The sequence below is a fragment of the Mesorhizobium sp. P3_B5 genome (assembly GCF_056402815.1).
Genome location: NZ_JBFUGR010000008.1, coordinates 249,001 through 272,729 on the forward strand (window position 1 = coordinate 249,001; position 23,729 = coordinate 272,729).

Annotated in this window: 27 protein-coding genes; 14 read left to right on the forward strand and 13 right to left on the reverse strand. The window is 63.8% G+C overall.

Features of this window, described 5'->3' with window-relative positions; genetic code table 11:
* Positions 1-6: 6 nt before the first annotated feature.
* From AC1DVW_RS21260 to AC1DVW_RS21275, 4 genes are all read left to right on the forward strand, one after another.
* A complete protein-coding gene (locus tag AC1DVW_RS21260) occupies positions 7-765 on the forward strand; it encodes a F0F1 ATP synthase subunit A (protein ID WP_477243451.1) in 759 nt (252 codons plus the stop codon).
* A 68-nt stretch (positions 766-833) separates the two neighbouring features.
* Positions 834-1,058, forward strand: coding sequence for a F0F1 ATP synthase subunit C (locus AC1DVW_RS21265; protein ID WP_006206606.1), 225 nt, complete (start codon positions 834-836; stop codon positions 1,056-1,058).
* An 80-nt stretch (positions 1,059-1,138) separates the two neighbouring features.
* Positions 1,139-1,720: a F0F1 ATP synthase subunit B gene (locus tag AC1DVW_RS21270; RefSeq protein WP_477325654.1), complete on the forward strand. Its 582-nt coding sequence runs from the start codon at positions 1,139-1,141 to the stop codon at positions 1,718-1,720.
* Between the two features lie 10 nt (positions 1,721-1,730).
* The gene (locus AC1DVW_RS21275) at positions 1,731-2,222 is read left to right on the forward strand and encodes a F0F1 ATP synthase subunit B (RefSeq protein ID WP_477243455.1); all 492 of its coding nucleotides are present in this window, start codon (positions 1,731-1,733) and stop codon (positions 2,220-2,222) included.
* 301 nt (positions 2,223-2,523) lie between these two features.
* Here the strand turns inward: AC1DVW_RS21275 and AC1DVW_RS21280 are convergent, their stop codons facing one another.
* Together AC1DVW_RS21280 and AC1DVW_RS21285 are read right to left on the reverse strand one after the other, a co-directional pair.
* The gene (locus AC1DVW_RS21280) at positions 2,524-3,219 is read right to left on the reverse strand and encodes a ribonuclease HII (protein ID WP_477325656.1); all 696 of its coding nucleotides are present in this window, start codon (positions 3,217-3,219) and stop codon (positions 2,524-2,526) included.
* Positions 3,220-3,372: 153 nt separating this feature from the next.
* Positions 3,373-4,527, reverse strand: a complete 1,155-nt coding sequence (locus AC1DVW_RS21285) for a PA0069 family radical SAM protein (RefSeq protein ID WP_477325658.1) — start codon at positions 4,525-4,527, stop codon at positions 3,373-3,375.
* Positions 4,528-4,677: 150 nt separating this feature from the next.
* Here AC1DVW_RS21285 and AC1DVW_RS21290 point away from each other — a divergent pair, with 150 nt between their 5' ends.
* Both AC1DVW_RS21290 and AC1DVW_RS21295 read left to right on the forward strand, forming a co-directional pair.
* Positions 4,678-5,181, forward strand: a complete 504-nt coding sequence (locus AC1DVW_RS21290; RefSeq protein WP_477325660.1) for a glycosyltransferase — start codon at positions 4,678-4,680, stop codon at positions 5,179-5,181.
* A gap of 163 nt (positions 5,182-5,344) precedes the next feature.
* Positions 5,345-6,319: a hypothetical protein gene (locus tag AC1DVW_RS21295; protein ID WP_477243462.1), complete on the forward strand. Its 975-nt coding sequence runs from the start codon at positions 5,345-5,347 to the stop codon at positions 6,317-6,319.
* A gap of 9 nt (positions 6,320-6,328) precedes the next feature.
* On the opposite strand, the gene moaB is transcribed toward AC1DVW_RS21295, so the two are convergent.
* The 6 genes from moaB to AC1DVW_RS21325 all read right to left on the reverse strand — a co-directional run bounded on the left by moaB (position 6,329) and on the right by AC1DVW_RS21325 (position 10,028).
* Positions 6,329-6,880 (reverse strand): molybdenum cofactor biosynthesis protein B, encoded by a 552-nt coding sequence (moaB, locus tag AC1DVW_RS21300; protein WP_477243464.1) that lies wholly within the window; start codon positions 6,878-6,880, stop codon positions 6,329-6,331.
* The gene (locus AC1DVW_RS21305) at positions 6,867-7,760 is read right to left on the reverse strand and encodes a 4-(cytidine 5'-diphospho)-2-C-methyl-D-erythritol kinase (RefSeq protein ID WP_477243466.1); all 894 of its coding nucleotides are present in this window, start codon (positions 7,758-7,760) and stop codon (positions 6,867-6,869) included. Before AC1DVW_RS21305 ends, moaB begins: the two co-directional genes overlap by 14 nt.
* A 26-nt stretch (positions 7,761-7,786) precedes the next feature.
* Entirely contained in the window at positions 7,787-7,972 is a 186-nt protein-coding gene (locus AC1DVW_RS21310) for a hypothetical protein (protein WP_477243468.1), read from the reverse strand.
* Between the two features lie 83 nt (positions 7,973-8,055).
* The gene (locus tag AC1DVW_RS21315) at positions 8,056-8,919 is read right to left on the reverse strand and encodes a S49 family peptidase (RefSeq protein ID WP_477325662.1); all 864 of its coding nucleotides are present in this window, start codon (positions 8,917-8,919) and stop codon (positions 8,056-8,058) included.
* Between the two features lie 84 nt (positions 8,920-9,003).
* Complete coding sequence (locus AC1DVW_RS21320; protein ID WP_477325664.1) at positions 9,004-9,804, reverse strand: tRNA1(Val) (adenine(37)-N6)-methyltransferase; 801 nt, start codon at positions 9,802-9,804, stop codon at positions 9,004-9,006.
* Positions 9,804-10,028 (reverse strand): putative signal transducing protein, encoded by a 225-nt coding sequence (locus AC1DVW_RS21325; RefSeq protein ID WP_477243474.1) that lies wholly within the window; start codon positions 10,026-10,028, stop codon positions 9,804-9,806. The genes AC1DVW_RS21320 and AC1DVW_RS21325 overlap by 1 nt, the downstream gene beginning before the upstream one ends.
* A 219-nt stretch (positions 10,029-10,247) precedes the next feature.
* Between AC1DVW_RS21325 and AC1DVW_RS21330 the strand changes: the two genes are divergently transcribed.
* Both AC1DVW_RS21330 and AC1DVW_RS21335 read left to right on the forward strand, forming a co-directional pair.
* A complete protein-coding gene (locus AC1DVW_RS21330; protein ID WP_477325666.1) occupies positions 10,248-11,264 on the forward strand; it encodes a polyprenyl synthetase family protein in 1,017 nt (338 codons plus the stop codon).
* A gap of 230 nt (positions 11,265-11,494) precedes the next feature.
* Positions 11,495-13,270, forward strand: a complete 1,776-nt coding sequence (locus AC1DVW_RS21335; RefSeq protein WP_477325668.1) for a tetratricopeptide repeat protein — start codon at positions 11,495-11,497, stop codon at positions 13,268-13,270.
* A gap of 57 nt (positions 13,271-13,327) precedes the next feature.
* Here the strand turns inward: AC1DVW_RS21335 and AC1DVW_RS21340 are convergent, their stop codons facing one another.
* The gene (locus tag AC1DVW_RS21340) at positions 13,328-13,789 is read right to left on the reverse strand and encodes an N-acetyltransferase family protein (RefSeq protein WP_477243478.1); all 462 of its coding nucleotides are present in this window, start codon (positions 13,787-13,789) and stop codon (positions 13,328-13,330) included.
* A gap of 229 nt (positions 13,790-14,018) precedes the next feature.
* Here AC1DVW_RS21340 and AC1DVW_RS21345 point away from each other — a divergent pair, with 229 nt between their 5' ends.
* The gene (locus AC1DVW_RS21345; protein ID WP_477244012.1) at positions 14,019-14,939 is read left to right on the forward strand and encodes a glycine--tRNA ligase subunit alpha; all 921 of its coding nucleotides are present in this window, start codon (positions 14,019-14,021) and stop codon (positions 14,937-14,939) included.
* Here AC1DVW_RS21345 and AC1DVW_RS21350 read toward each other — a convergent pair.
* Entirely contained in the window at positions 14,936-15,076 is a 141-nt protein-coding gene (locus AC1DVW_RS21350) for a hypothetical protein (RefSeq protein ID WP_477243479.1), read from the reverse strand. The genes AC1DVW_RS21345 and AC1DVW_RS21350 overlap by 4 nt on opposite strands.
* 192 nt (positions 15,077-15,268) lie before the next feature.
* On the opposite strand from AC1DVW_RS21350, the gene glyS reads away from it, so the two are divergent.
* Positions 15,269-17,800: a glycine--tRNA ligase subunit beta gene (glyS, locus tag AC1DVW_RS21355; RefSeq protein ID WP_477325670.1), complete on the forward strand. Its 2,532-nt coding sequence runs from the start codon at positions 15,269-15,271 to the stop codon at positions 17,798-17,800.
* Positions 17,801-17,964: 164 nt separating this feature from the next.
* Positions 17,965-18,300 carry an ATPase gene (locus AC1DVW_RS21360; protein ID WP_477243482.1) on the forward strand — a complete coding sequence of 112 codons (336 nt, stop codon included), beginning with the start codon at positions 17,965-17,967 and terminating at the stop codon, positions 18,298-18,300.
* Positions 18,301-18,403: 103 nt separating this feature from the next.
* Here the strand turns inward: AC1DVW_RS21360 and AC1DVW_RS21365 are convergent, their stop codons facing one another.
* Entirely contained in the window at positions 18,404-18,790 is a 387-nt protein-coding gene (locus AC1DVW_RS21365; protein ID WP_477243484.1) for a hypothetical protein, read from the reverse strand.
* A 91-nt stretch (positions 18,791-18,881) separates the two neighbouring features.
* A complete protein-coding gene (locus AC1DVW_RS21370; RefSeq protein ID WP_477325672.1) occupies positions 18,882-19,403 on the reverse strand; it encodes a hypothetical protein in 522 nt (173 codons plus the stop codon).
* A gap of 141 nt (positions 19,404-19,544) precedes the next feature.
* On the opposite strand from AC1DVW_RS21370, the gene AC1DVW_RS21375 reads away from it, so the two are divergent.
* The 3 genes from AC1DVW_RS21375 (at position 19,545) to AC1DVW_RS21385 (ending at position 22,709) form a co-directional block, all read left to right on the forward strand.
* On the forward strand, positions 19,545-20,519 hold the full coding sequence (locus tag AC1DVW_RS21375) for an L-threonylcarbamoyladenylate synthase (protein ID WP_477243488.1): 975 nt from the start codon (positions 19,545-19,547) through the stop codon (positions 20,517-20,519).
* A gap of 9 nt (positions 20,520-20,528) precedes the next feature.
* On the forward strand, positions 20,529-21,959 hold the full coding sequence (locus tag AC1DVW_RS21380) for an FAD-binding oxidoreductase (RefSeq protein ID WP_477325674.1): 1,431 nt from the start codon (positions 20,529-20,531) through the stop codon (positions 21,957-21,959).
* Positions 21,960-22,142: 183 nt separating this feature from the next.
* On the forward strand, positions 22,143-22,709 hold the full coding sequence (locus AC1DVW_RS21385; protein ID WP_477243492.1) for a DUF6101 family protein: 567 nt from the start codon (positions 22,143-22,145) through the stop codon (positions 22,707-22,709).
* Between the two features lie 4 nt (positions 22,710-22,713).
* Here the strand turns inward: AC1DVW_RS21385 and ubiA are convergent, their stop codons facing one another.
* Positions 22,714-23,697: a 4-hydroxybenzoate octaprenyltransferase gene (gene ubiA / locus AC1DVW_RS21390; protein ID WP_477325676.1), complete on the reverse strand. Its 984-nt coding sequence runs from the start codon at positions 23,695-23,697 to the stop codon at positions 22,714-22,716.
* Positions 23,698-23,729: the final 32 nt, after the last annotated feature.

The window sequence follows — 23,729 nt, forward strand, 5'->3', positions numbered from 1 at the left end:
TGTAAAGTGGCTGCTGACAAGGTCGATCCGATCCACCAGTTCCATATCATCAAACTGCTGCCGATCAACATCGGCGGCTATGACCTGTCCTTCACAAATTCGGCATTGTTCATGGTCGCGACCGTGGCCGTCGCATCCGCCTTTCTTTACCTTTCGACGTCGAGCCGCAGCCTGGTTCCCGGCCGGCTGCAGTCGGTCTCGGAAATGGCCTATGAGTTCGTCTCGAACATGCTCAGGGATGCCGCCGGAACCCAGGGGCTGAAGTTCTTCCCCTTCGTGTTTTCGCTGTTCATGTTCGTGCTGGTCGCCAATCTGCTCGGGCTTTTCCCTTACTTCTTCACCGTCACCAGCCACATCATCGTCACCTTCGGCCTCGCCGCTTTGGTGATCGGAACCGTGGTCGTTTACGGCTTCATGAAGCACGGCCTCGGCTTCCTCAAGCTGTTCGTGCCGCATGGCGTTCCTGTCTTCCTGCTGCCGCTGGTGGTGCTGATCGAAGTGATTTCCTTCGTCTCGCGCCCGGTCAGCCTCTCGGTTCGTCTGTTCGCCAACATGCTGGCCGGCCACATCACGCTGAAGGTGTTCTCGGGATTTGTCGTCAGCCTGAGCGCGCTTGGCGCCGTCGGCATCGCCGGCTCGATCCTGCCGTTGGCCATGGCGGTGGCGCTGACGGCGCTGGAACTGCTGGTCGCTTTCCTGCAGGCCTACGTCTTTGCCGTCTTGACCTGCATGTACCTGAACGACGCCCTGCACCCGGGGCACTGACCAAGAGTTTCCGGCAGTCGTGCCGGATGGAATCGCAACGGAATTTCAGATCCAAAGGAGTTGAACAAATGGACGCAGAAGCAGCAAAGTACATCGGCGCCGGCATCGCTTGCCTGGGCATGGGTGGCGCAGGCATTGGCCTTGGCAACATCTTCGGCAGCTACCTGGCGGGCGCGCTGCGCAATCCGTCGGCCGCCGATGGCCAGTTCGGTCGCCTGATTTTCGGCTTCGCCGTGACCGAAGCTCTGGGCATCTTCTCGCTTCTCATCGCGCTTCTGGCCCTGTTCGGCTGAGCCCCTATCGGGCAAGCGTTGAGAAGATTGGACAGGCCGGCCGCAACCCTGCGGCCAAGCCTGAATTTCGGGGATAGTCCATGTTCGTGACATCTGCCTTTGCGCAAGAGACAGCGCCCGCCGCGACGGAAGGCGACACGCATTCCGGCACCGGCGTGCCTGCCGAAGCGCACGGCGCGTTCCCGCCATTCGATCCGGCGACGTTCCCGTCGCAGCTTCTGTGGCTGGCGATCACCTTCGGGCTGTTCTACCTGTTCCTGAAGAAGGTGGTGATGCCGCGCCTTGGTGGCATCATCGACGTGCGCAACGATCGCATCTCGCAGGATCTCGACCATGCCGCCAGGCTGAAGGGCGAGGCTGACGCCGCCGTTGCTGCCTATGAGCAGGAACTGGCGGAAGCCAAGGCCAAGGCCAACGCGATCGGCCAGCAGGCCAGCGATGCGGCCAAGGCGGAAGCCGAGACCGCGCGCAAGAAGGTCGAGGCAGCCCTCGACAAGAAGCTCGGTGAGGCCGAAGCCAGCATTGCTTCCATCAAGGCCAACGCCATGAAGGAAGTCGGCAGCATCGCCGAAGATACGGCTTCGGCCATTGTCGAGGCGCTTGTCGGCGGCAAGACCAGCAAGGCCGAGATCGCGGCTGCGGTCAAATCCGTGGCCCGGTGAGGAGCGCATTATGGACGCCACATCTCTCGCGACGCTTTGGGCCACGGTTGCCCTCGTCATTTTCCTCGGCGTTGCCGTCTACATTAAGGTGCCGGGCCTGATCGCCAAGGCGCTCGATGCCCGCGCCGCCAAGATCAGCAACGAGCTTGAGGAAGCACGCCGGCTGCGCGAGGAGGCCCAGCAGCTGCTCGGCCAATACCAGCGCAAGCGCAAGGAAGCCGAGCAGGAGGCAGCAAGCATCGTCGCTGCCGCCAAGCGCGAAGCTGAATTGCTTGCCGCCGAGGCGCACAAGAAAACCGAGGACTATGTCGTCAGGCGCACAGCACTTGCCGAGCAGAAGATCGGCCAGGCCGAGCGCGATGCCGTCGCCGAAGTGCGCGCCAGCGCCGTCGACATCGCCGTCGAAGCCGCCCGCGCGCTGCTCGCCGGCAAGATCGACGCCAAGGCCGGCGCGGAGCTTTTCAAGGCCTCTCTGCAGGACGTGAAGTCCAAGCTGAACTAGACGATCGCATCAATCGGATCATCGAAAGCCGCCCGGGCAACCTGGCGGCTTTTTTGCAGGACGGAGCGGAGCGCCGAAGCTGCCAATCTCCCCCCTCGTGGGGGAGATGCCCGGCAGGGCAGAGGGGGGCGCGAAGGATCGCCAAGCCCTGATTGCCCACTGGCAATTCAGAATCACCTTAAGGCCAGAAGCACTCAGGAAGTCGGGTGGATCAACTGAGATGTCGGCGGGACAGCGCCCCCCTCTGTCCTGCCGGACATCTCCCCCACGAGGGGGGAAATTGGCTGGCGCGACCGTCGCGTTATTCCAGCCCGGCAAAACTCTCCTCTTCGATCACCTCAACCCCGCCCAGCCTGAACGGCGCAAACGACACGCGGTGCAGCCGTGCCACCGGCCCATGTGCTTCGATCGCCGTGCGGTGCCGGACCGTGGCATAGCCCATATGAATCTCGAATCCGTAGCGGTCGTGGTGGCTGCCGCAGCCGCACATCATGCGGTCGCGCATCACCTTGGCAACGATCGAGGCGGCGGCGATGGATTGCGAGCGCTGATCGCCCTTGATCAGCGCGCGGCCCAGGCAAGGCAGGCCCGGCGGCACGTCGCGGCCGTCGGCCAGCGCCAGCTTCGCCTGTATGGGCAGGCCGACCAGCGCGCGGCGCATCGCCTCTAAGCTGGCCTTGAGAATATTGCTGCCGTCGATACCTTCCGCGCTGATCGAGGCCATCGAAACGCCGAAGGCGGAACCGAGGATTTTGAGAAACAGCGCCTCGCGCTGCAGATGGTTCAGCCGTTTGGAATCGTCGAGCCCCTCAGGGATGTTGGCGGGATCGAGCACCACCGCTGCCGCGACCACCGGCCCGGCGAGCGGACCGCGACCGGCCTCGTCCATCCCCGCCACCGGCCACAGGCCTTCGGCCATCGCCTTCGTCTCGAAGGAGAAGTCGGGCTTCTCGACGATTTCGAAAAGAAGCGGAGAATCGGAACGCGCGCGAGCCATGTTGCGGCGAGGTTCGCATCGGCTCCGATTCTCCGCAAGTCCCTCCAGGGTCAGGTGGGGCAAGACCGGGAGGGCACCGTCTGCAGGCCGGGGGACAGGCCGGACGGGATTTCTTCATCTGCCGGCCCGAAAGGGTCAGACAGATGATAATTTTCAAAGCAGCATCAACTGCTCGGTTGCGTTGGCTGCGGCGACGAACTGGTCGGTCCGTAGCGTGCGCCGCTCGGCATTCAGGCCGAGCCGCTTGGCGGTGATCTCAAATCGCCGGCCGATCTGCCAGGCATAGGGGCCAGCACCTTTCATGCGCTTGCCCCACTCCGAATCGTAATCCTTGCCGTCGCGCATCGAACGGATCAGCGACATCACGTGGCGATAGCGGTCGGGATAATGGCGCAGCAGCCAGTCCTTGAAGATCGGGCTGACCTCCAGCGGCAGGCGCAGCACGACATAGCCGGCCTCGCGTGCGCCGGCAGCGCGTGCCGAATCGAGGATGCGCTCCATTTCCTGGTCGGTCAGGCCGGGGATGATTGGCGCCACCATCACCGAAGCCGGAATGCCGGCGTCCGAAAGCTGCCTGATCGCCTCCAGCCGCTTGGTCGGCGTCGAGGCGCGTGGCTCCATAGTTCTGGCCAGCATGCGGTCCATCGTCGTCACCGACAGCGCCACCTTGGCCAAGCCCCGTTCGGCCATGCGCGACAGGATATCGATGTCGCGCGTCACCAAGGCGGATTTGGTGACGATGCCGACCGGATGGCCGCGCGCTTCCAGCACTTCGAGGATCTCGCGCATGATCCGGTACTGCTTTTCGATCGGCTGGTAGGGATCGGTGTTGGTGCCGATGGCAATGGTGCGCGGCTGGTAGCCGTCCTTCGACAGTTCCTTGTCGAGCAACCGTGCCGCATCCGGCTTGGCAAACAGCTTCGATTCGAAATCCAGTCCCGGCGACAGCCCCATGAAGCTGTGCGTCGGCCGCGCGAAGCAGTAGACGCAGCCATGCTCGCAGCCGCGATAGGGATTGATCGAACGGTCGAAGGAAATGTCCGGCGATTCGTTGCGGGTGATGATGGTGCGCGGCTTCTCCACCTGCACTTCGGTCTTGAAAGGCGGCAGTTCTTCCAGCGAATTCCAGCCGTCATCGAAGACATGCCGGCTGACCGGCTCGAAGCGGCCCGACGGATTGATGCCGGCCGAGCGCCCGCGATTGCGGTCCGGGCGGACGCGCATGCCGCTCTGCTCGATCATCGCATTGGCCATCTCGGCTCTTCCTGCTCCGAAGGCTGCAATGTCCGCACGCACGATATGTTCCATTTTTGCCCTCTCCCAGGGACTGTCGGTCGGCTGTCGAATCGCTCTGTTCATGAAACTATTCCTATTTTGTTGATGAGAACAAAGCAAGAACTTTTTATGCCGCGATGCGAAAACTGGCGCCGGACGCAGCTTTCCGCTATGCGGCTAACCATGCTCACCGTCCTGATCGAAACCCTTGATGACGAAGAGGGCCTTGCCCGCACGCTTGCCTCGCTGATCGGCGGCGCGGTCGAGGGCGTGGTGCGCGATGTCATCGTCTGCGACACCGGTTCCACCGACCAGACGCACCGCGTCGCCGAACATGCCGGCTGCCACTATCTCAGCGGCGGCATTGCGGCCGGCATCAGGCAGGCGAAAGGCGAGTGGCTGCTGTTGCTGGAACCGGGCGCGCGGCTGGCGGAAGGCTGGATCGACGAAGTCGTCGCCCACACGGCCAAGCAGACCATGCCGGCGCGGTTCTCACGCGCCCGCGGCAACCGCACGCCGTTCCTGTCACGGCTCTTTTCGGGAAACCGGGCGCTCGCCGAAGGGCTGGTGATCAGCAAGCGACAGGCCACCGCCTTGTCGAAAAACGCGCGCAGCGCCGAGGCCATCGCGCGCGGCCTTGCGACCAAACGGCTCAATGCCGACATCTGGGTGGCGCCGGCGAAGTGAGGGCCTGCGCCTCCTCCAGATTTTGCAGGGCACACATTATTGTGCATTGCACAAAATATGACGTGAGGCTAACATTTCATCGATGCGGGACATCAGGGTTTGGGTAATGCCGGAGCGGTGAGCACCGACGCGCGTCAGTGCCGCGTTCATACCCGAGGACCCGATGACCTTTACAAGCCCTGACAAATCCGGCGCCGCCAGCCTTGAGGCAATTGCGCGAAACGGCAGCCTGCTGCGCCGTATTGCAGCGCGTATTCCGACCTATCTGACCGATCTTCGCGAGAACCCGGCCTGGCTGCCGATGTTCATGCTGGCCCGCACCATGCCGGGGCGGCGCCTGCACTGGCTTGGCGCCAAAGCGGCCAAGCCGGCAGGCGAGGCAGGGGATACGATGTTTACCGGCGTCGACCGCACCGCCGTCGTCAACGCGCTGAAATCGGATGGGTTGTTTTCCGGGTTTGTCCTGCCGCAGGCGATCCATGAGGAAATCACCAGCTTTGCGCAGCGCACGCCTTGCTTCGGCAATTTCGACCGCCGTCTCGAGTTCTTGGCCGACGATCATGCCGAGGCTGAAAAGCGTTTTGGCCGCTCCTTGCTCAGCGGCCACTTTTTCGAGCGCATCCTGGACTGCGACGCAGCTCTTGCAATCCAGCGCGATCCGCTGCTTCTCGACATTGCCGCGAACTATCTCGGCGGCCAGGCAAAACTGATCACCACGCGCGTCTGGTGGAGCTTTCCGACCGGGGCTGCCTCGGACGCCGACAAGAACCTGGCGTCGCTCGGCAAATACCATTTCGATCTCGACGACTGGCGGATGCTGAAATTCTTCTTCTATCTGAAGCCCGTCGATGCCGGCACCGGTCCGCATGTCTATGTCAGGGGCAGCCACAAGCGCCGCGCCCTGAAGCATCAGCTGACGCTGCTCGTCGGCCATCCGGCGCAAGACGTGCTCGGCGTCTATGGCGACGAGAGCCCGGTGACGCTGACCGGCGAGGCAGGTCTCGGCTTTGTCGAGGACCCGTTCGGTTTCCACATGGGCACCGTGCCGACGCGCACGCCGCGGCTGATGATGGAAGTCGGCTTCGGCGTGTCACCGCCCTCGCGCCGGCGCTTTCATGGCGAACCGGTCATTCGCTGATCTGGGCTCTTATCCGCTCTTGCCGCGCCGCAGATGCTCGTCCAGGCGCGGCATGATCTCGACGAAGTTGCAGGGCATGTGCCGGTAGTCGAGCTGCGGCTTCAAGATGCCGTCCCAGGCATCCTTGCAGGCGCCGGGCGAGCCTGGCAGCACGAAGACGAAGGTGGCGTTGACGACGCCGCCGGTCGCCCGGCTCTGGATCGTCGAGGTGCCGATCTTGTCGTAGGAAATGCGGTGAAACACTTCGGAAAAGCCGTCCATGCGCTTTTCGAAGATCGGCTCCAGCGCTTCCGGCGTCACGTCGCGGCCTGTAAAGCCGGTGCCGCCGGTGGTGATCACCACATCGATATCCTTGTCCCGCGACCAGCCTAATACCGTGTCACGGATCTTGTCGCGGTCGTCGGTGACGATGTCGCGGGCGGCCAGGATATGGCCGGCCTCGGCGATGCGATCGGCCAGCGTCTGGCCGGATTTGTCGTCGGCAAGGCTGCGCGTATCGGAAACCGTCAGCACCGCGATGCGCACTGGAATGAAGGAACGGCTTTCGTCAATTCTGGCCATCAGCTCCCTCCGATGCGATGCTGCGCGTCGCGGCGACAAACCAGTCCGGTTCGCGGCTGCGGATTTCGGCAGCCGCGCGCTTGGCCACATTGCCGGTCTCGAACAGTCCGAAGCAGGTTGCACCGGAACCCGACATCCGCGAGAATCCCGATCCGGCTCTGTTCAACACCGAGAGCGCCCTGCCGATGGCGGGCAGGATGGCGCTGGCCGCCGGCTCGAGATCGTTGCGGGTGATCTCCAGCCAGTTGCGGACGCTGTGAAAATCGAAATTACGCGGCAGCGGCGGCAGCGCCGCATTGTCGCGACGGGCAAGGGCTGCGAACACCTCGGCGGTGGAGACGGCGGTGCCGGGATTGACCAGAACCAGCCCAAGGGCGGGAAAGCTAGGCACCATCGACAGCTCGTCGCCAACGCCGCGCGCGATCAGCGGTTTTGCCGCAAGGCACATCGGAACGTCGGCGCCAAGCGAGAGACCGATCCGCGCCAGTTCGGCGTCGTCGATATCCAGTCGCCATGCCTGCGCCAGACCGCGCAGCACCGCCGCGGCGTCGCTCGAGCCGCCACCGACGCCGGAGGCGACCGGCAGGTTCTTTTCAAGCCGGATGGTCACCGGCGGCGTGTGCTGCAGGCCGGCCGCCTTGCGCAGCGCGTCGCGCGCTTTCACCACCAGATTGTCGCCGTCGAACGGCACCGCGGCTGCGTACTTGCCAGACACCGAAAACTGATCACTGTCGGCAAGCGCCGTCTCCACCCTGTCGCCGAAACGGGTGAACACGGCCAGGCTTTCGATCAGGTGATAGCCATCCGGCCGCCTGCCGGTGACGTGCAGCGCAAGATTGATCTTGGCATGCGCAGGCCACGTCCGGGCGTCGGAATTCACGGTCTCGGCGGCGAGGGAGATGGCGGTCAGTCCTTGGCCAGGCGGTATTCGCCGGTCTTCGGATCCTTGACCAGCGTGCCCATCGTGCCGTTGGCCGCCTGCTTTTCGGTGCGCCGTATCTTGGCCGTCACGCGCTGCGCTTCCCTGACGAAAGAGCGGTATCCGACATAGGCCAGCGCCCCGACGGCGGCGAAGAAAATGATCTGTGGCATGTCAAAACTCCTCCCTCGCAGGGCTGGCAAACGCGGCCGGTGGGGTCGGTCAACCACTCATGCTAGCCGTTTTCACCGGCTTTTCAAAGCCCGAAGCGCGCCCACAGCGCGCGTTCTTCCGCCGCGTCGACCACGCCGGTCGCGGCGGCGGCGGCGATGTCGGGGGCGGAAAAGCCCTGGCTCGAGCCGAACAGGCCGAACCGGCTGAGGAAGCCGCGCGGCGTGGTGATCAGCTTGAGCTGGGTCTTGGCCCCGAAACGCGTCTTGAGCACGGTGCGCATATCGCCCAGCGCATCGACGAGGCCAAGCTCCAGCCCTTTCTTGCCGGTCCAGAACAGGCCGGTGAACAAGTCCGGGTCGTTCTTGAGCTTGCTGCCGCGCCGGTCCTTGACCAGGTCGATGAAGGTGTCGTGAACTTCGAGCTGCAGCGCCTTCAGCCGTTCGACATCTTCCTTCTTCTCCGGTTTGAAGGGGTCGAGCACCGCCTTGTTCTGGCCGGCAGTATGGACGCGCCGCTCGACGCCGATCTTCTTCATCAGTTCGGGAAAGCCGAACGAGGCCGACACCACGCCGATGGAGCCGACGATGGAGGACGGATCGGCAAAAATCTCGTCGCCGGCGACCGCGATCATATAGCCGCCCGACGCCGCCACGTCCTCGACGAACACCAGCACTTTTTTGTTCTTCTCGCTCGCCAGGTCGCGGATGCGTTTGAAAATCAGCCGCGACTGCACCGGCGAGCCGCCCGGCGAATTGATCGAGATGGCAACCGCGGGCGCGTCGAAGGAAAATGCCTTTTCGATGAGACCGGCGGTCGAGGCCAGCGACAGGTTCTGCCGGAACTGGCCGCCGCCCGACATGATGGTGCCGTGCAGCCGGATGACCGGAATGGTGACGACGGTGGAGCGCCAGGATTTCGGCAGCAGGCGGTTCAAAAGGCGTTTCACGAGGGCACTATCTCCGGTCAATTGCTCGAGCGCATGTAGGGATTCGCCGGCCAACGGCAATGCCGCCGCACCGGCTGGGCAAAATCAGTCGCCGAACAGCGACGCCAGCCCGTTGTTGATCATCTCGGTCCGCTCCGATGGCCCATCGCCCGATTGTTGATGCAGCATCAGCGGCGGGCGGATGGACAGTTTGCCGCGCGCGCCGAGCGCCGCCCTGACGACGATGCGGATCGCCGCCGCCTCGGGGCGAGGATGCACTGCCAGCATCTCGGCATCGCCGAAGCGGCCTGAAATCGCTTCGAGCAGGACGCCGAGCTGCTCCGGCCGCGCGATGACGGCAAGCCCGCCGCGCGGCCTGGCGACAGCCGCCGCACTGCGGATCCAGCTCTCGAACAGCCCGTCCTCCATGACATGCGCCTCTTTCCTCAAGCGGTCGGGCGTGGCGCGATCCTCGGCGGCGTTGAAGGGCGGGTTCATGATGACGAAATCGAAGGAATTGTCGGCAAGGCCGGCCAGCGTTCGCGCCCGGCCCGACAGCGTGACATCGGCCGTCAGCACCGAGCCGCGGTTGCCGAGATGCGCATTGCCGGGGTGGGCAAGCGTGGTTGCGGCAAAGGCCGCCATTTCAGGGGAGCGTTCGACCAGCACCACATCGGCTGCCGGACAGCGCGACAGCACCGCGAGCCCGGCAGCACCTGCACCGGCGCCGAAATCGGCAAGGCGCCCGGCGAAGGCGGATGGCACGGAAGCCGCCAGCATCATGGCGTCCATCCCGGCGCGGTGGCCTGCCTGTCGCGGCTGCACCAGCCAGAAGCGTCCGCGGTGGAAGGCGTCGACCGTGTGGGCCGGCGTATCCGGGACGGAGGCGGCTGGTGACGCGGCCATTATTTTTGACGGATCTCGTTGGCGATGCCGGCATCCGTCAGGATGCGCCGGGCCATGTCGGCCTGATCGGCGTCGACCATGATGCGCCGCGGCAGGATGCCGATCGACCCGTCGAGCACGCTCATGTTCTGGTCGGCGACGAAACAGCCGATGCCGGCATCGCGCATCAGCGATTCGACAAAGGAGATGATGACGGCGTCGTTGGTGCGGATGAGCTCTATCATCGGATGAAACTCGCAGCTTGCGGCGTCGATGTAAACGCTGGAGCATGGTGCCGAAAAGTGTGAAGCGGTTTTCGGTCAACGCCATGCTCTCTCTCGAATATTGACACGCCGTCACCGCAACCGCGCCAATTCGCCTCTTGCCGTGCCCGTGGGTGCAGCCCTAGAGTCATGCAGGGACAAGGGCCGTCGCGCGCGTGCTATCAGACGGGAGTGATTGTAGTGGGTGTCGTTCTCAACATCGAAAACGGGAAGCGGGAAGCCGCCTCCATCAAGGATCTCATCGACCTGACGGCGGCCGACATGGGGCGCGTCAATGAGCTGATCCTGTCCAAGGCCGGCTCCGACGTCGAGATGATCCCGGAGGTTGCCAACCATTTGATCTCGTCTGGCGGCAAGCGGTTGCGGCCGATGCTGACGCTCGCCGCCGCCCAGATGTTCGGATATTCCGGCGAGGGCCACGTCAAGCTCGCCACATCGGTCGAGTTCATGCACACGGCGACGCTTTTGCATGACGACGTCGTCGACGAGAGCGGCATGCGGCGTGGCAAGAAGACCGCCCGCATGATCTGGGGCAACCAGGCGAGCGTGCTGGTCGGCGATTTCCTGCTCGGCCAGGCTTTCCGCATGATGGTCGATGTCGGCTCGCTCGAGGCGCTCGACATCCTGTCCAGCGCGGCTTCCATCATCGCCGAGGGCGAGGTGATGCAGCTTGCCGCCGCCAAGAACCTCGAAACCACCGAGGATGAGCATTTTGCGGTGATCAAAGCCAAGACCGCGGCGCTGTTTTCCGCCGCTGCCGAGGTCGGTCCGGTCATCGCCTTGGCGACGCGCAACGATCGCGCGGCCCTGCGCTCCTACGGCATGAACCTCGGCCTTGCCTTCCAGCTGATCGATGACGCGCTGGATTATGGCGGCTCCAGCAAGGATCTCGGCAAGAATGTCGGCGACGATTTCCGCGAGGGCAAGGTGACGCTGCCGGTGATCCTCGCCTACCGGCGCGGCACCAAGGCCGAGCGCACCTTCTGGAAGCGCGCAATCGAGGACAATGTCACGGACGATGCCGGGCTGGAAAAGGCCATCGGCCTGATGACCCGCCATGGCGCCATTGCCGACACGATTGGCCGCGCCCGTCATTTCGGCGAGATCGCCCGCGACGCGCTGGCGCCGCTGGAAGAGACGCCGCAGAAATCGGCGCTGATCGACGTCATCGATTTCTGCATTAGCCGGGTGAACTGAGGAAGCGCTGGCTGGTGCTTCTTGCGCCAGGCCGCCTCTCAATTCGGCTTCCGGGGGCGCAATCTTGCCTGGTTATGACCTCCGCGCCATGGTTTGTTAATCGCATGACCCGATTGTGAATTTGAGGCGGATTGAAGCCTGACCCCAAAAAGGCCATGCTTTGTCGGGAAAAGATCGAGTCTACGGCGATCCCGCTGACGCGGGGCTCGCGTTTGGCTGAAAGGGATACGATGCGGCAAGGACGTGCGCGCTGGCTGACAGGGCTGGCAATTGTGACGGGCATGGCGATCTCCAGTCTGCCGGCCTATGCCAAACAGACCACCGAACCGGTCAAGATCACGTCGTTTTCGGGAGCCTATCTGGCCGCGCGGATCGCCGAAGGCGACAATGACCTCGACAATGCCATCGCCTACTACAAGCAGGCGCTCGCCTTCGCTCCCGGCGACACCTCCTTGCAGCAGAGCCTGATGCTGTCGCTGATCGCGCAAGGCCGCTTCGAAGAATCCCTGGCCTATGCCGACAAGCTCAAGGAAGTTCCCGACGTCGAGCGCTTCTCGCGCCTGGCGCTGGCGGTCGATTCCTTCCACAAGAAGGATTTTACCAAAGCCCAGTACTGGCTCAAGCTGTCGCTCGAATCCGATCTCGACCGGCTCATCTCCGGTGTCATGTCCGGCTGGGCGCAGCAAGGTGCCGGCGACGCCACCGAAGCGATGGCCTCCGTCGACAAGCTCCAGGGTCCGGACTGGTTCGGCCTGTTCAAATCCTTCCATCGCGCGCTGATCGCCGACGCCTCGGGCCAATCCGAAAAAGCCGATGCGATCTACGCCGCGACCTTGGCCGACACCACCGCCGGTGGCGCTTCGCCCGAAACCTGGATGCGCAATGCGCAGGCTTACGCGTCTTTCCTCGCTCGCAAGGGCGACAAGGACAAGGCACTGTCGGTGCTCGACCAGGCAGAGGCGTTTTCGCCGGGCAAGCTGGAAATAACGGCGCTGCGCGACAAGATCGGCAAGGGCGAGAAGATCGAGCCTTTCGTTGCCGGCCCGTCGGACGGCGCCTCGGAAATCCTGCTTGACCTCGCCACCGCGCTCAATCGCGGCGGCGGCGAGCCATTCGTCCGCCTCTATCTGCAATACGCTTTGGCGCTGAAGCCCGAGAGCGACGCGGCCCTGGTGCAACTCGCCGCCGTTTCCGAGCAGCTGAAGGACGGCGAAGGCGCCATTGCGCTCTATCGCCGTATCCCTGACTCTTCGCCGCTGAAGGAGCTTTCGGACCTGCAGCTCGGCCTCAACCTTGCCGATCTCGACCGTCATGACGAGGCGATCGCCCATCTGAAGGCGTTCGTCGCCGCCCATCCAGACGACATGCGCGCCTATCTGGCGCTCGGCGGCGTCTATTCCTCGAAGGACGATTTCCGCTCGGCCGCCGACCTCTACGACAAGGCGGTCGCGGTGCTGAAGACCCCGAGCGCGGCCAACTGGAACGTCTACTACCAGCGTGGCATCGCCTATGAGCGGCTGAAGGAATGGCCGAAGGCCGAGCCGAATTTCCGCAAGGCGCTGGAACTGTTGCCCGACCAGCCGCAGGTTCTGAACTATCTCGGCTATTCCTGGGTCGACATGAACATGAACCTCAAGGAAGGCCTGGCGATGATCCAGAAGGCCGTCGACCTGCGACCGAGCGATGGCTACATCGTCGATTCGCTGGGCTGGGCCTATTTCCGCATGGGCCGGTTCGATGATGCCGTGCGCGAAATGGAGCGGGCCGTGTCGCTGAAGCCGGAAGATCCGGTGCTGAACGACCATCTCGGCGACGCTTACTGGCGCGTCGGCCGCAAGCTGGAAGCCACCTTCCAGTGGAACCAGGCCCGCGACCTGAAGCCGGACCCCGATGTGCTCGCCACCTTGCAGCAGAAGCTCTTGAAGGGCCTGCCGCCGATCGTATCCAACACGGCGCAGGAAACCCCGAAGGTCAAGCCCGAGCCGGCGACTGCCCCGAAAGGCTGAGCGGCCCATCCTGATTTTTCGTAACAAACGGGGCCGATGTCGGCCCCGTTTTCTTGATCAGAACAGCTTGCGATAGACGACGAAGCCGGAGCGATCCCCGATCTTGTCGTACAGCTTCATCGCCGTGTGGTTGGTCTCATGCGTCAGCCAGTAGACCCGGCCTGAACCTGCGGCTTTGGCAAGGTCGTAGACGCCATTGATGAGGGCCCTGCCGACGCCCTTGCCACGCGAAGCCTCTGACGTGAAAAGATCCTGCAGATAGCAGTTCGGCGCAATCGCCGTGGTGCTGCGGTGATAGAGGTAGTGCACGAGGCCGAGCAACTGCCCGCCGCTCTCGGCAACCAGCGCATGCACCGGCTCATAGGCATCGAAAAAGCGCGACCATGTCATCTCGGTGATTTCGCGCGGCAGGGCCGTCTCGCCCGAGCGGCCGTAAAAGGCATTGTAGCCGTCCCACAGCGGCAGCCATTGCTCGAAATCCTGTCGCGTGACGGGGCGGACGGTGATTGGGCTAGACATTGCTGGACCTGCTGTCGTTGACACTGGCGATGCGAGCGTCGAACAGACCGCAGGCTGCCATGGCCGGCAATGGGCCAGCCGCCCGCAAAGCTTTCAACGTGCCCTTTGCGCCGTCGCAGCGATCCCATGCCGGCAGGCCTTGCCTTGACGCTTGCCGGCCAGGCATCTAGGGAATGCCGCATTCCGCCGCTCCGTCGAGGCCGCCGTGACCGTCAATATTCCCGCCCACATGCATCCCAGCCGCTCCTTCCAGGGACTGATCCTGACCTTGCACAATTACTGGGCGGACTATGGTTGCGTTATCCTGCAGCCCTACGACATGGAAGTCGGCGCCGGCACATTTCATCCGGCGACGACGCTGCGCGCGCTCGGGCCAAAACACTGGAACGCCGCCTATGTGCAGCCCTCGCGCCGGCCCAAGGACGGGCGCTATGGCGAGAACCCGAACCGGCTGCAGCATTATTACCAGTACCAGGTGATCCTGAAGCCCAATCCGCCCAATCTGCAGGAGCTCTATCTCGGCTCGCTAGCGGCCATCGGCGTCGACCCGCTCCTGCACGACATCCGCTTCGTCGAGGACGACTGGGCAAGCCCGACGCTGGGCGCCTGGGGGCTGGGCTGGGAGTGCTGGTGCGACGGCATGGAAGTGTCGCAGTTCACCTATTTCCAGCAGGTCTGCGGCATCGAATGCGCGCCGGTGGCGGGCGAGTTGACCTACGGGCTGGAGCGGCTGGCCATGTATGTGCAAGGCGTCGACAATGTCTACGATCTTAACTTCAACGGCCGCGAAGGCACCGACAAGGTGACCTATGGCGACGTCTTCCTGCAGGCCGAGCAGGAATATTCGCGCCACAATTTCGAATACGCCAACACGGCGATGCTGCTGCGCCATTTCGAAGACGCCGAAGCCGAGTGCAAGGCGCTGCTCGATGCCGGCGCGCCGGCCTCGAACGACAATCTGCCGATGCATCGGATGGTCTTCCCGGCCTACGACCAGTGCATCAAGGCCAGCCATGTCTTCAACCTGCTCGACGCGCGCGGCGTGATCTCGGTCACCGAACGGCAGAGCTACATCTTGCGGGTGCGCAATCTGGCGAAAGCCTGCGGCGAGGCGTTTTTGCTGACGCAGGCAGGTGGCCTGGCCGCCTAGTTCCTTGCTGAGAGAGTAAAGGCGTCCATCGTCTGCAAGGCGCGGCGAACGCCCGGCATCGCGAACGCGCCATGAACCTGCGCGGTAAAGCAGGCGCTGAGTGCGAGGATCTGCAGCAATGTCGATATCGTCTTCATGGTCGTTCAGCCAATAGTTCTCTGCCTGAGCGTGTGTCGCTTCAGCGCTGCGTTCGGTTCATGGAAATCTTTGATCCAAGGACGGGTGGGCTGACCGCAGCCCGACAGCACGGTCAAAATTTCTGGAAAGGGTGACAGCGGCCAGCCGAGTTGCTATGCCCCGCCCGGACCATTGCCGCGTGAGCCCTATCCATGCCTGACCTGCTTCTAGAACTCCGCTCGGAAGAGATCCCTGCCCGCATGCAGCGCAAGGCGGCGGGCGATCTCAGGAAGATGCTGACCGACGGTCTGGTTGAGGCCGGGCTGACCTATGACGCCGCGCGCGAATACTGGACGCCGCGGCGGCTCACGCTCGACATCAGGGGCCTGACCGCGCGCTCGAAGGACATTCACGAGGAGATCAAGGGGCCGTCGACGACGGCGCCGGAACAGGCCGTGCAGGGATTTCTGCGCAAGGCCGGGCTGGCTTCGATTGCCGAGGCGCATGTTCATTCCGACCCGAAGAAGGGGGACTTCTATGTCGCCCACATCTCCAAGCCGGGCAGGGCGGCGGAAGAAATCATCGCCGAACTGGTGCCGGCTATCATCCGCAGCTTCCCCTGGCCGACATCGATGCGCTGGGGGCCGGCCTCGGCGAAACCCGGCTCTTTGCGCTGGGTGCGGCCGCTGCAGTCGATCCTGTGCACCTTCGGCCCGGAGACCGAGGAGCCGGTGGTGGTCGATTTCGAGATCGACGGCATTCGTGCGGGCAATGTCACCTACGGCCATCGCTTTCACGCGCCGAATGCCATCACCGTGCGTCGCTTCGATGACTATGTGTCCAAGCTGGAGGCGGCCAAGGTCGTGCTCGATGGCGACCGGCGCAAGGAGATCATCCTCGCCGATGCCAGGAACCTCGCCTTCGCCAACGGGCTCGACCTGGTCGAGGACGAGGGGCTGCTGGAGGAAGTGTCAGGCCTGGTCGAATGGCCGGTCGTGCTGATGGGCGAGTTCGAGCAGGATTTTCTCGCCATTCCGGCCGAGGTGATACGGCTGACCATCCGCGCCAACCAGAAGTGTTTTGTCACGCGCCCGCAAGGCACCAGTGAAGGCCTTTCCAACCGCTTCATCCTGACCGCCAACATCGAGGCCAAGGATGGCGGCAAGGAGATCGCCCACGGCAACGGCAAGGTGGTGCGCGCCCGCCTGTCCGATGCGCTGTATTTCTGGAAGACCGACCAGGGCAACGTTCCCGATCTCGACCAGTTGCAGGCGTCGGCGGCAAAATTCGCCCTCGATCTGAAAAAGCCGCTCGACCAGCGCATGGCCCGCCTCGACCATCTCGGCGTTACCTTCCATGCCAAGCTCGGCACCCAGGGTGAGCGGGTGGAGCGGATCGCCCGGCTCGCTGAAGAACTGGCGCCGATCGTGGCGAAGTCGCTCTCCCCCCTCGAGGGGGAGATGGCCGGCAGGCCAGAGGGGGTTGCCGCGCGTGAAGCGCCGGCATCTTCTGTCCGCGAGAAGGAGTCGCACCCCGTCGTGCCGACCCCCTCTGTCGCCTTCGGCGACCTCTCCCCCTCGAGGGGGGAGATTCCCGCGCTCGCCAAGCGCGCTGCGGTGCTGGCGAAGGCCGACCTCACCACCGAAGTGGTGGGCGAGTTCCCGGAACTGCAGGGCGCCATGGGCCGTAAGTATGCGCTGCTCCAGGGCGAGCACGCGTCCGTCGCAGCGGCGATCGAGGAGCACTACAAACCACAAGGTCCGTCCGACCGTGTGCCGACCGATCCGGTCTCGATTGCCGTGGCGCTCGCCGACAAGCTCGATACGCTGGTCGGTTTCTGGGCCATCGACGAAAAGCCGACGGGGTCAAAGGATCCCTATGCGCTGCGAAGGGCGGCGCTGGGAGTGGTCAGGATCGTACTCGAAAACAGGATCAAGCTTTCCTTTGGCGTTGCCATAGCGGCGACGGTTTCATCGGCGCTCGCCGCATATGAACGTCTCGGTGAGGGCGCCGAAAGTCGTGGCGTGGTGGCCATGCTGGATTCTCGCATTCGCGACTACAGAGGCACGAGCTGTCTCTTGCCGGAAGCGGGTCTTGTCGCTGAGCTGGTGAAGGACGGCCTCGAGAAGGCGATTGCCAAAACCTTTGGCGCTTCCGATCCGGAGCGAGAATTCTTCGACGGTCAGCGCATAATGGAGCTGCAAGCTTCGTTGGTCCCATTCATTGGTGACCTCCTCGCCTTCTTCCACGACCGCCTCAAAGTCTACCTCCGCGACCAGGGCGCTCGGCACGATCTGATCGACGCGGTGATCACGCCGCAGTCCGACGACCTCTTGCAGATCGTGCGCCGCGTCGAAGCGCTGGGCTCCTTCCTCGACACCGAGGATGGCAGAAACCTGCTCGCCGGCAGCAAGCGCGCGGCCAACATTCTTGCCGCCGAGGAGAAGAAGAAAACGGCGATTGCAAGCACTGTTGTGCCGGCTCTTTTCAGGGAGGATGCCGAGAAATCGCTGTTTGCGGCGGTGAATCAGGCTGAGAGGCAAGCCGGCGAAGCGATTCAGAATGAAGACTTTTCCGCCGCCATGCTGGCGCTTAGCGTGTTGCGTGAACCGGTTGATTCATTCTTTGAGCGTGTTCTCGTGAATGATGAGGACCAGACCGTGCGCGCCAACCGCCTGGCGCTGCTCGCCCGCATCCGCGCGGCGACCGATCAGGTCGCGGATTTCTCGAAGATAGCTGGCTAAGAGCATGATCCCGAAAAGTGGGAACCGGTTTTCGGACAAGATCATGCTCAAACAAAACAGCTGAAAAAAATCTGCCGGCCGGGCGTTCGAGCCGGCTTACAGTCATATGACGATGATCTCTCCGTGGCAAAAGGGACATGTTCTCCAACCCCACGGAGGCTTCCATGAATTCCGCTCACGAAATCGAAGTGACAGAAGAAACCTCGGGCGACGCCGAGGCGCTTGAATCCGCTTCCGAAACGACCCTCGATCAAACCGCTGCCGCTGCGATCGAAGCTGCCGATCTGTCGGATGACGACGAGGATGGCGATGACGAAGGCAGCGAAGACACCGACGAAGACGACGACAAGGCTGCCGTCCTCTCAGGCGACGACGAGGACGAAGACGACGACGAAGAAAATGACGACGAGGACGACGACAGCGTGAAGGCCGAAGGCGACGACGCTGACGAGAAGGACGAGTCCGACGAGGCCGCCGACGACAAGGATGAAGCGGCCTGAGATTTCTCGACCGACTGCAGTGACGAAACAGGGCGGCTCATCAGCCGCCCTGTTTTTTCAGTCCCGGATGCTGACCTTGTCAGTCTTCCCGAGGTTGACGAAGTCAATCCTCCAGAATGCTGACGTGCACGCTGTCTTCGTAGACGTCGACCTGGATCAACGGCTCGCCATTGACGATGGCGCGCTTGGTCGAGGAACTCATCGCGCCGCCGCGCTGCAGCATGCGCTGCAAATTCGCGCGGTCGTCATTGCTGCTGAACCAGTCGTCACCCTGATCATCGGCGTCGCGCCGGTGAAACTTGTGCCAGTTGGCGCGGTCCTGCCGCACCATCTGCGCGGCACTGTCCAGTTCGTAGCCATCGCTGGCATGGTGGTCCCGATCGGAAATGCGCGCGACATAGGACCCCAGCATGTCATCGGCGCGGGCAGCTCCCGTGCCCAGCAATGATGCCAGCAACAGGCCGGCGACGGTAAATGATCTAGCCTTCATGATAGCCCCCTGTGTCCTGAGCCGGGAAACCCGGCGCGGCGCTTTGGCATGATGGTGCGCCGGCCGGCGGATCGGCGTCAAGCCGAACAGTCTACATGAGTTTCTCTGCAGGGGGTCCCGGCGGTGTCGCTGGCGGAACCGTCGCTGCCGGTTGAGGCTGCGATTGTGTTTCAGGCTGTGGCTTGCCGTTCGTTGCGGTCGTTTCTCCTGCAGGCTTGGTATCAGCCACAGGTTTGGTGCCGGTTGCCGGCGCGGCCGCTGTCGTGGCCTTGGCCGGTGCGGCGGGCGACGCGAAGGCGCCGCCGACAACGCCGCCACGAATGATCATCGGAGGTTGCGTGGAGCCGGATTTGTGTTTGGGCTTTTCCGGGATCGCCGCGACCTTTTCAAAGGTGACATCCGGCTCAGGGTCGCCGAGTGCCACGATCGATGGCGTGGTGTAGGCAGCGATCTTCACCGGTTCGGCCGAGCCAAGCCTGACCACGGACGGCGTCGACGTCGATGCGCCGAGAACGAGAATTGAAGAGGCCTGTGCCCCGCCGGTCATCGCCGCCAGGGTAAAACCAAGCGCTCCAAGCATACGCACCGACACCATGATACTCCCCTTGCCCATGAAGCCGACACCATAGCGTTAGGGAATTGATGCCGGCTTGCGAGGAAGCATAGCATTTTAGGGATTGATAATTCGCCAACGCCCGGACTTGCCCCATAAGCGCCAGCGTACTACGCACCCGGCATCTGCGAGGTGATGACAGTGGCTGAGATAGTTGCCGCCGGCGAGGCGATGGAGCGGGCGCTGGCGTTGCTCGAAGGTGGCGACGTCGTCGCCATCCCGACCGAAACGGTCTATGGGCTGGCCGGCGACGCGACCAATGGCATCGGCGTGGCGCGCATTTTCGAGGCCAAGGGCCGCCCGCGCTTCAATCCGCTGATTGCCCATGTCGCCGATCTGGCGATGGCCGAGCGCATTGCGCTGTTCGATCCCCTGTCGAAAAGGCTGGCGCAGGCCTTCTGGCCCGGGCCACTGACGCTGGTGCTGCCGCAGCGGCCCGGCAACGGCATCCATCCGCTGGTCACCGCCGGGCTGGACACGATCGCACTGCGCATGCCGAAAGGCTTTGGCGGCGAATTGATCGCCAGGCTTGGCCACCCACTGGCGGCGCCCAGCGCCAATTCCTCTGGAAAAATCAGCGCCACCACGGCTGAGGCCGTGGTCGCCGATCTCGGTGCCAGGATCAGGCTGGTGGTCGATGGCGGCGCGACGCCGGTCGGGCTGGAATCGACCATCGTCAAGGTCGAAGGCGCAACAGTGCGGTTGCTGCGACCGGGCGGCATCGCCGCCGAGGAGATCGAAGCGATCGCGGGGACAAAACTGCTGCGCGGCGCGACAGCGGGCATTGAGGCGCCCGGCATGCTGGCCTCGCATTATGCGCCGGGTGCGGCGGTGCGGCTCAATGCCGAAAAAATCACCAGGGACGAAGCACTGTTGGCCTTTGGCGGCCGCCGTGCCGAAGGCTGGCAAGGCGCGGCGGCTGTGCGCAACCTCTCTGTATCAGGCGATTTGCGCGAAGCCGCCAGCAATCTCTTCGCACACCTTCAGGAGCTCGACCGCAGCGGCGCGACAAGCATTGCCGTCGAGCCAATCCCTTTCGACGGGTTGGGCGAAGCGATCAACGACCGGCTTGCGCGCGCCGCCGCCCCGCGTGACATCTCCGCATCCGAGACATAGCTTCCAGCCATGACCAAAATTCTCGCAGATCTCGACCCCGCCCTCATCGATCGCTTCGCGTCCATCGTCGGCGACAAATATGCGCTGCGCGACCAGCAGGATATCGCGCCTTACCTCACCGAGCGGCGCGGACTGTGGCACGGCAGGACAGCACTTGTGCTGAGGCCCGGCAGCGTCGACGAGGTCAGCCGCATCATGCGCCTGGCGAGCGAGACGGGAACGCCCATCGTGCCGCAGAGCGGCAACACCGGCCTGGTCGGCGCCCAGGTGCCGGACACCTCCGGTCGCGAAATCGTGCTGTCGCTGTCGCGGCTGAACCGCATCCGCGAGATCGATGTCCTCTCCAACACGGTGACCGTCGAGGCCGGCGTCATCCTGCAGACGCTGCAGGAAGCGGCCGATGCCGCCGACCGGCTGTTTCCACTGTCGCTCGCCGCGCAAGGCTCCTGCCAGATCGGCGGCAATCTCTCCTCCAATGCCGGCGGCACCGGCGTGCTTGCCTACGGCAATGCGCGTGAACTCTGCCTCGGCGTCGAAGTGGTGCTGCCGACCGGCGAGGTGTTCGACGATCTGCGCAAGCTGAAGAAGGACAACACCGGCTACGATCTGAAGAACCTGTTTGTCGGCGCCGAAGGCACGCTTGGCGTCATCACCGCCGCCGTGCTCAAGCTGTTCCCCAAGCCCAAGGGTCGCGAAGTGGCCTTTGCCGGCCTGTCGTCGCCTGAAGCAGCCCTTGCCCTGTTCAGCCTGGCGATGGGCCATGCCGGCGCCGCACTCACCGCCTTCGAGTTGATCGGCAGGCGGCCCTACGACTTCACACTTCTTCACGCGCAAGGCGTTACAAGGCCGCTGGCCGAGGATTGGCCATGGTATGTGCTGATGCAGGTTTCCTCCGGCCGCTCGGCCGATGATGCCAAGGCGCTGATCGAGGAGATGCTGTCAGCCGGCCTCGAGCAAGGCATCGTCGGCGATGCGGTGATTGCGGCAAGCCTGGCGCAGGGCGACGCCTTTTGGAATTTCCGCGAGGTGCTGCCCGAGTCGCAGAAGCCCGAGGGGGCCTCGATCAAGCATGACATCTCGGTGCCTGTGGCATCGATCCCTGGGTTTATCGAAAAGGCGGCTGGCGCCGTAGCTTCGGTCAGCGCCGGTGCGCGCGTGGTCTGCTTCGGCCACATGGGCGACGGCAATCTGCACTACAACATCTCGCGGCCTATCGACGGCGACGACGAGGCCTTTCTCGGCCTCTACCACGCCATGAACCATGCGGTGCACGATGTCGTGCGCTCCTTTCACGGTTCGATCTCGGCCGAGCACGGTATCGGCCAGTTGAAGCGCGACGAATTGATCGCGACCGCGCCGCCGATGGCGATCGATTTGATGCGCAGGGTGAAGGCGGCCTTCGACCCGGCCGGCATCATGAATCCCGGTAAGGTTATCTGATCCTTTCGACATCTTGTGTTCGGTCTCATTCCGATAACCATCCCCTGAGATCAGCAAAATTTAACCGACTTTCTTAAGCCGGGCGGTAAGAAGCCCGGCCTAATATTCTCCACAACGAGGCAGGGAAAACCGGCCCGGAGAGACCCGCAAAACGGCTCTCAGGAGAAGACAGGAAGGCGTTAAATGAACAGTGTACTGAAGCCCGTTTGGGCTGGGCGCAACATGCGTCTCGACCCATTCCGCCTGCCGCAAGTGGTAAGCTATGCCACCCGCGACGACTATGGCGACGTGACCTTCACCATCGACCAGCGTGGCGCCGTCATCCGTCGCACGCTGGAGATGAGCGGCGTGCCGGCGATCATCGCTCTGCCCGCCAACGCGTTTCGCGGCGTCGCCGCCCGCGCGATGGAGGATCCGGAAGGCAATGTCACGGTGACGCTGGAACTTCTGCACAATGATCCGATGCTGTCGGTGCCGCTGCTGGTCGCCGACGATCTCGACGATGTCGCCGCCGACTGGCGCGCCTGGGCCGACGCCTATCGCCTGCAGATGCTGCTGATCGAAGCCGACGGCATTGCCCGCACGCTGGAGGAATCGCTCGGCGCCGCCATCAAGGCGCTGCCGCCGCAGGACCGCCGCAAGGGCCGCGTCTCGACCACGCGCCGCCCGCGCTTCCTTGCCCGCCGCAGGGCCGGTGACCTCGGCCTCAGGCTGGTCGTCGACGGCCTGGAGATTATTTCGCGCGAATAGGCCCTTACACCAGCGGCTTCAGCGTCACCCACAGCGCGCCGCCGAGCAGGCCGAGAAAGATCAGCCAGCCGACCTGGTTGTTCGATTTGAACAGAAGCAGGCACTGGTCCGGATTGTTGATATCCAGCCTCGATATCTGCCGCGCCATATGGGCGCCGGCGGCAATCAGCCCGGCCAGCGCCGGCACCGGCGCCTGCGCCGAGGCGAAGGCGATGGCAAAGCAGACCAGCGCTCCGCCATAGAGCCCGACGAGCCAGGTCTTGGTGTTGTCGCCGAACAGACGCGCGGTCGAGCGTACGCCGACGATGGCGTCGTCTTCCTTGTCCTGATGCGCATAGATGGTGTCATAGCCGATCACCCACAGGATCGAGCCGATATAGAGCATGACGGCAGGGCCATCGAGATCGCCGAACTCCACCGCCCATCCCATCAGCGCGCCCCAGGAAAAGGCGAGGCCAAGCACCAGCTGCGGCCAGTTGGTGAACCGCTTCATGAACGGGTAGACGGCGACGATGACCAGCGAAGAAATGCCGAGCGGGATGGCGAAGTCGTTGAATTGCAAGAGCACCGTCAGGCCGACCAAAGCCTGGATGACGAGGAATATCCAGGCCTGCCGGCGTGTCGCCTTGCCCGACGGCAGCGGCCGCGAGCGCGTGCGCTCGACCTGGTTGTCGATGTCCTGGTCGACCAGGTCGTTGTAGGTGCAGCCGGCGCCGCGCATGGCAATGGCGCCGATCAGGAACAGCACGAGATACCATGGTGCCGGCAGCAGCGAGAGCAGTGGATCGCCGGGTCGGGGATAGGCGGTTGCCGCAAGGGCGGCGGACCACCAGCAGGGCCACAACAGCAACTGCCAGCCGATCGGCCGGTCCCATCGGGCGAGCTGCGCAAAGGGCCATAGCCAGCGCGGCAGAACGCGGTAGACCCAATGGCCGCTCGGGGCGTCGGCGACGCGGCCCTGCGCAGCTTTCGATTGCACGGTTTCCATCCCGCTGGAGTGGCAGCAGCGGCGAAAGCCGT

Excerpts from the sequence above, each read along its gene's own strand:
- AC1DVW_RS21350 (WP_477243479.1), bottom strand. The coding sequence starts at position 15,076 with ATGAAGACGATATCGACATTGCTGCAGATCCTCGCACTCAGCGCCTGC.
- AC1DVW_RS21310 (WP_477243468.1), bottom strand. The coding sequence starts at position 7,972 with ATGCCACAGATCATTTTCTTCGCCGCCGTCGGGGCGCTGGCCTATGTC.
- AC1DVW_RS21385 (WP_477243492.1), top strand. The coding sequence starts at position 22,143 with ATGAACAGTGTACTGAAGCCCGTTTGGGCTGGGCGCAACATGCGTCTC.
- AC1DVW_RS21280 (WP_477325656.1), bottom strand. The coding sequence starts at position 3,219 with ATGGCTCGCGCGCGTTCCGATTCTCCGCTTCTTTTCGAAATCGTCGAG.
- AC1DVW_RS21295 (WP_477243462.1), top strand. The coding sequence starts at position 5,345 with ATGACCTTTACAAGCCCTGACAAATCCGGCGCCGCCAGCCTTGAGGCA.
- AC1DVW_RS21265 (WP_006206606.1), top strand. The coding sequence starts at position 834 with ATGGACGCAGAAGCAGCAAAGTACATCGGCGCCGGCATCGCTTGCCTG.
- AC1DVW_RS21285 (WP_477325658.1), bottom strand. The coding sequence starts at position 4,527 with ATGGAACATATCGTGCGTGCGGACATTGCAGCCTTCGGAGCAGGAAGA.
- glyS (WP_477325670.1), top strand. The coding sequence starts at position 15,269 with ATGCCTGACCTGCTTCTAGAACTCCGCTCGGAAGAGATCCCTGCCCGC.
- AC1DVW_RS21325 (WP_477243474.1), bottom strand. The coding sequence starts at position 10,028 with ATGATAGAGCTCATCCGCACCAACGACGCCGTCATCATCTCCTTTGTC.
- AC1DVW_RS21270 (WP_477325654.1), top strand. The coding sequence starts at position 1,139 with ATGTTCGTGACATCTGCCTTTGCGCAAGAGACAGCGCCCGCCGCGACG.
- ubiA (WP_477325676.1), bottom strand. The coding sequence starts at position 23,697 with ATGGAAACCGTGCAATCGAAAGCTGCGCAGGGCCGCGTCGCCGACGCC.
- AC1DVW_RS21365 (WP_477243484.1), bottom strand. The coding sequence starts at position 18,790 with ATGAAGGCTAGATCATTTACCGTCGCCGGCCTGTTGCTGGCATCATTG.
- AC1DVW_RS21335 (WP_477325668.1), top strand. The coding sequence starts at position 11,495 with ATGCGGCAAGGACGTGCGCGCTGGCTGACAGGGCTGGCAATTGTGACG.
- AC1DVW_RS21290 (WP_477325660.1), top strand. The coding sequence starts at position 4,678 with ATGCTCACCGTCCTGATCGAAACCCTTGATGACGAAGAGGGCCTTGCC.
- AC1DVW_RS21275 (WP_477243455.1), top strand. The coding sequence starts at position 1,731 with ATGGACGCCACATCTCTCGCGACGCTTTGGGCCACGGTTGCCCTCGTC.
- AC1DVW_RS21345 (WP_477244012.1), top strand. The coding sequence starts at position 14,019 with ATGCATCCCAGCCGCTCCTTCCAGGGACTGATCCTGACCTTGCACAAT.
- AC1DVW_RS21370 (WP_477325672.1), bottom strand. The coding sequence starts at position 19,403 with ATGGGCAAGGGGAGTATCATGGTGTCGGTGCGTATGCTTGGAGCGCTT.
- AC1DVW_RS21380 (WP_477325674.1), top strand. The coding sequence starts at position 20,529 with ATGACCAAAATTCTCGCAGATCTCGACCCCGCCCTCATCGATCGCTTC.
- AC1DVW_RS21340 (WP_477243478.1), bottom strand. The coding sequence starts at position 13,789 with ATGTCTAGCCCAATCACCGTCCGCCCCGTCACGCGACAGGATTTCGAG.
- AC1DVW_RS21360 (WP_477243482.1), top strand. The coding sequence starts at position 17,965 with ATGAATTCCGCTCACGAAATCGAAGTGACAGAAGAAACCTCGGGCGAC.
- AC1DVW_RS21320 (WP_477325664.1), bottom strand. The coding sequence starts at position 9,804 with ATGGCCGCGTCACCAGCCGCCTCCGTCCCGGATACGCCGGCCCACACG.
- moaB (WP_477243464.1), bottom strand. The coding sequence starts at position 6,880 with ATGGCCAGAATTGACGAAAGCCGTTCCTTCATTCCAGTGCGCATCGCG.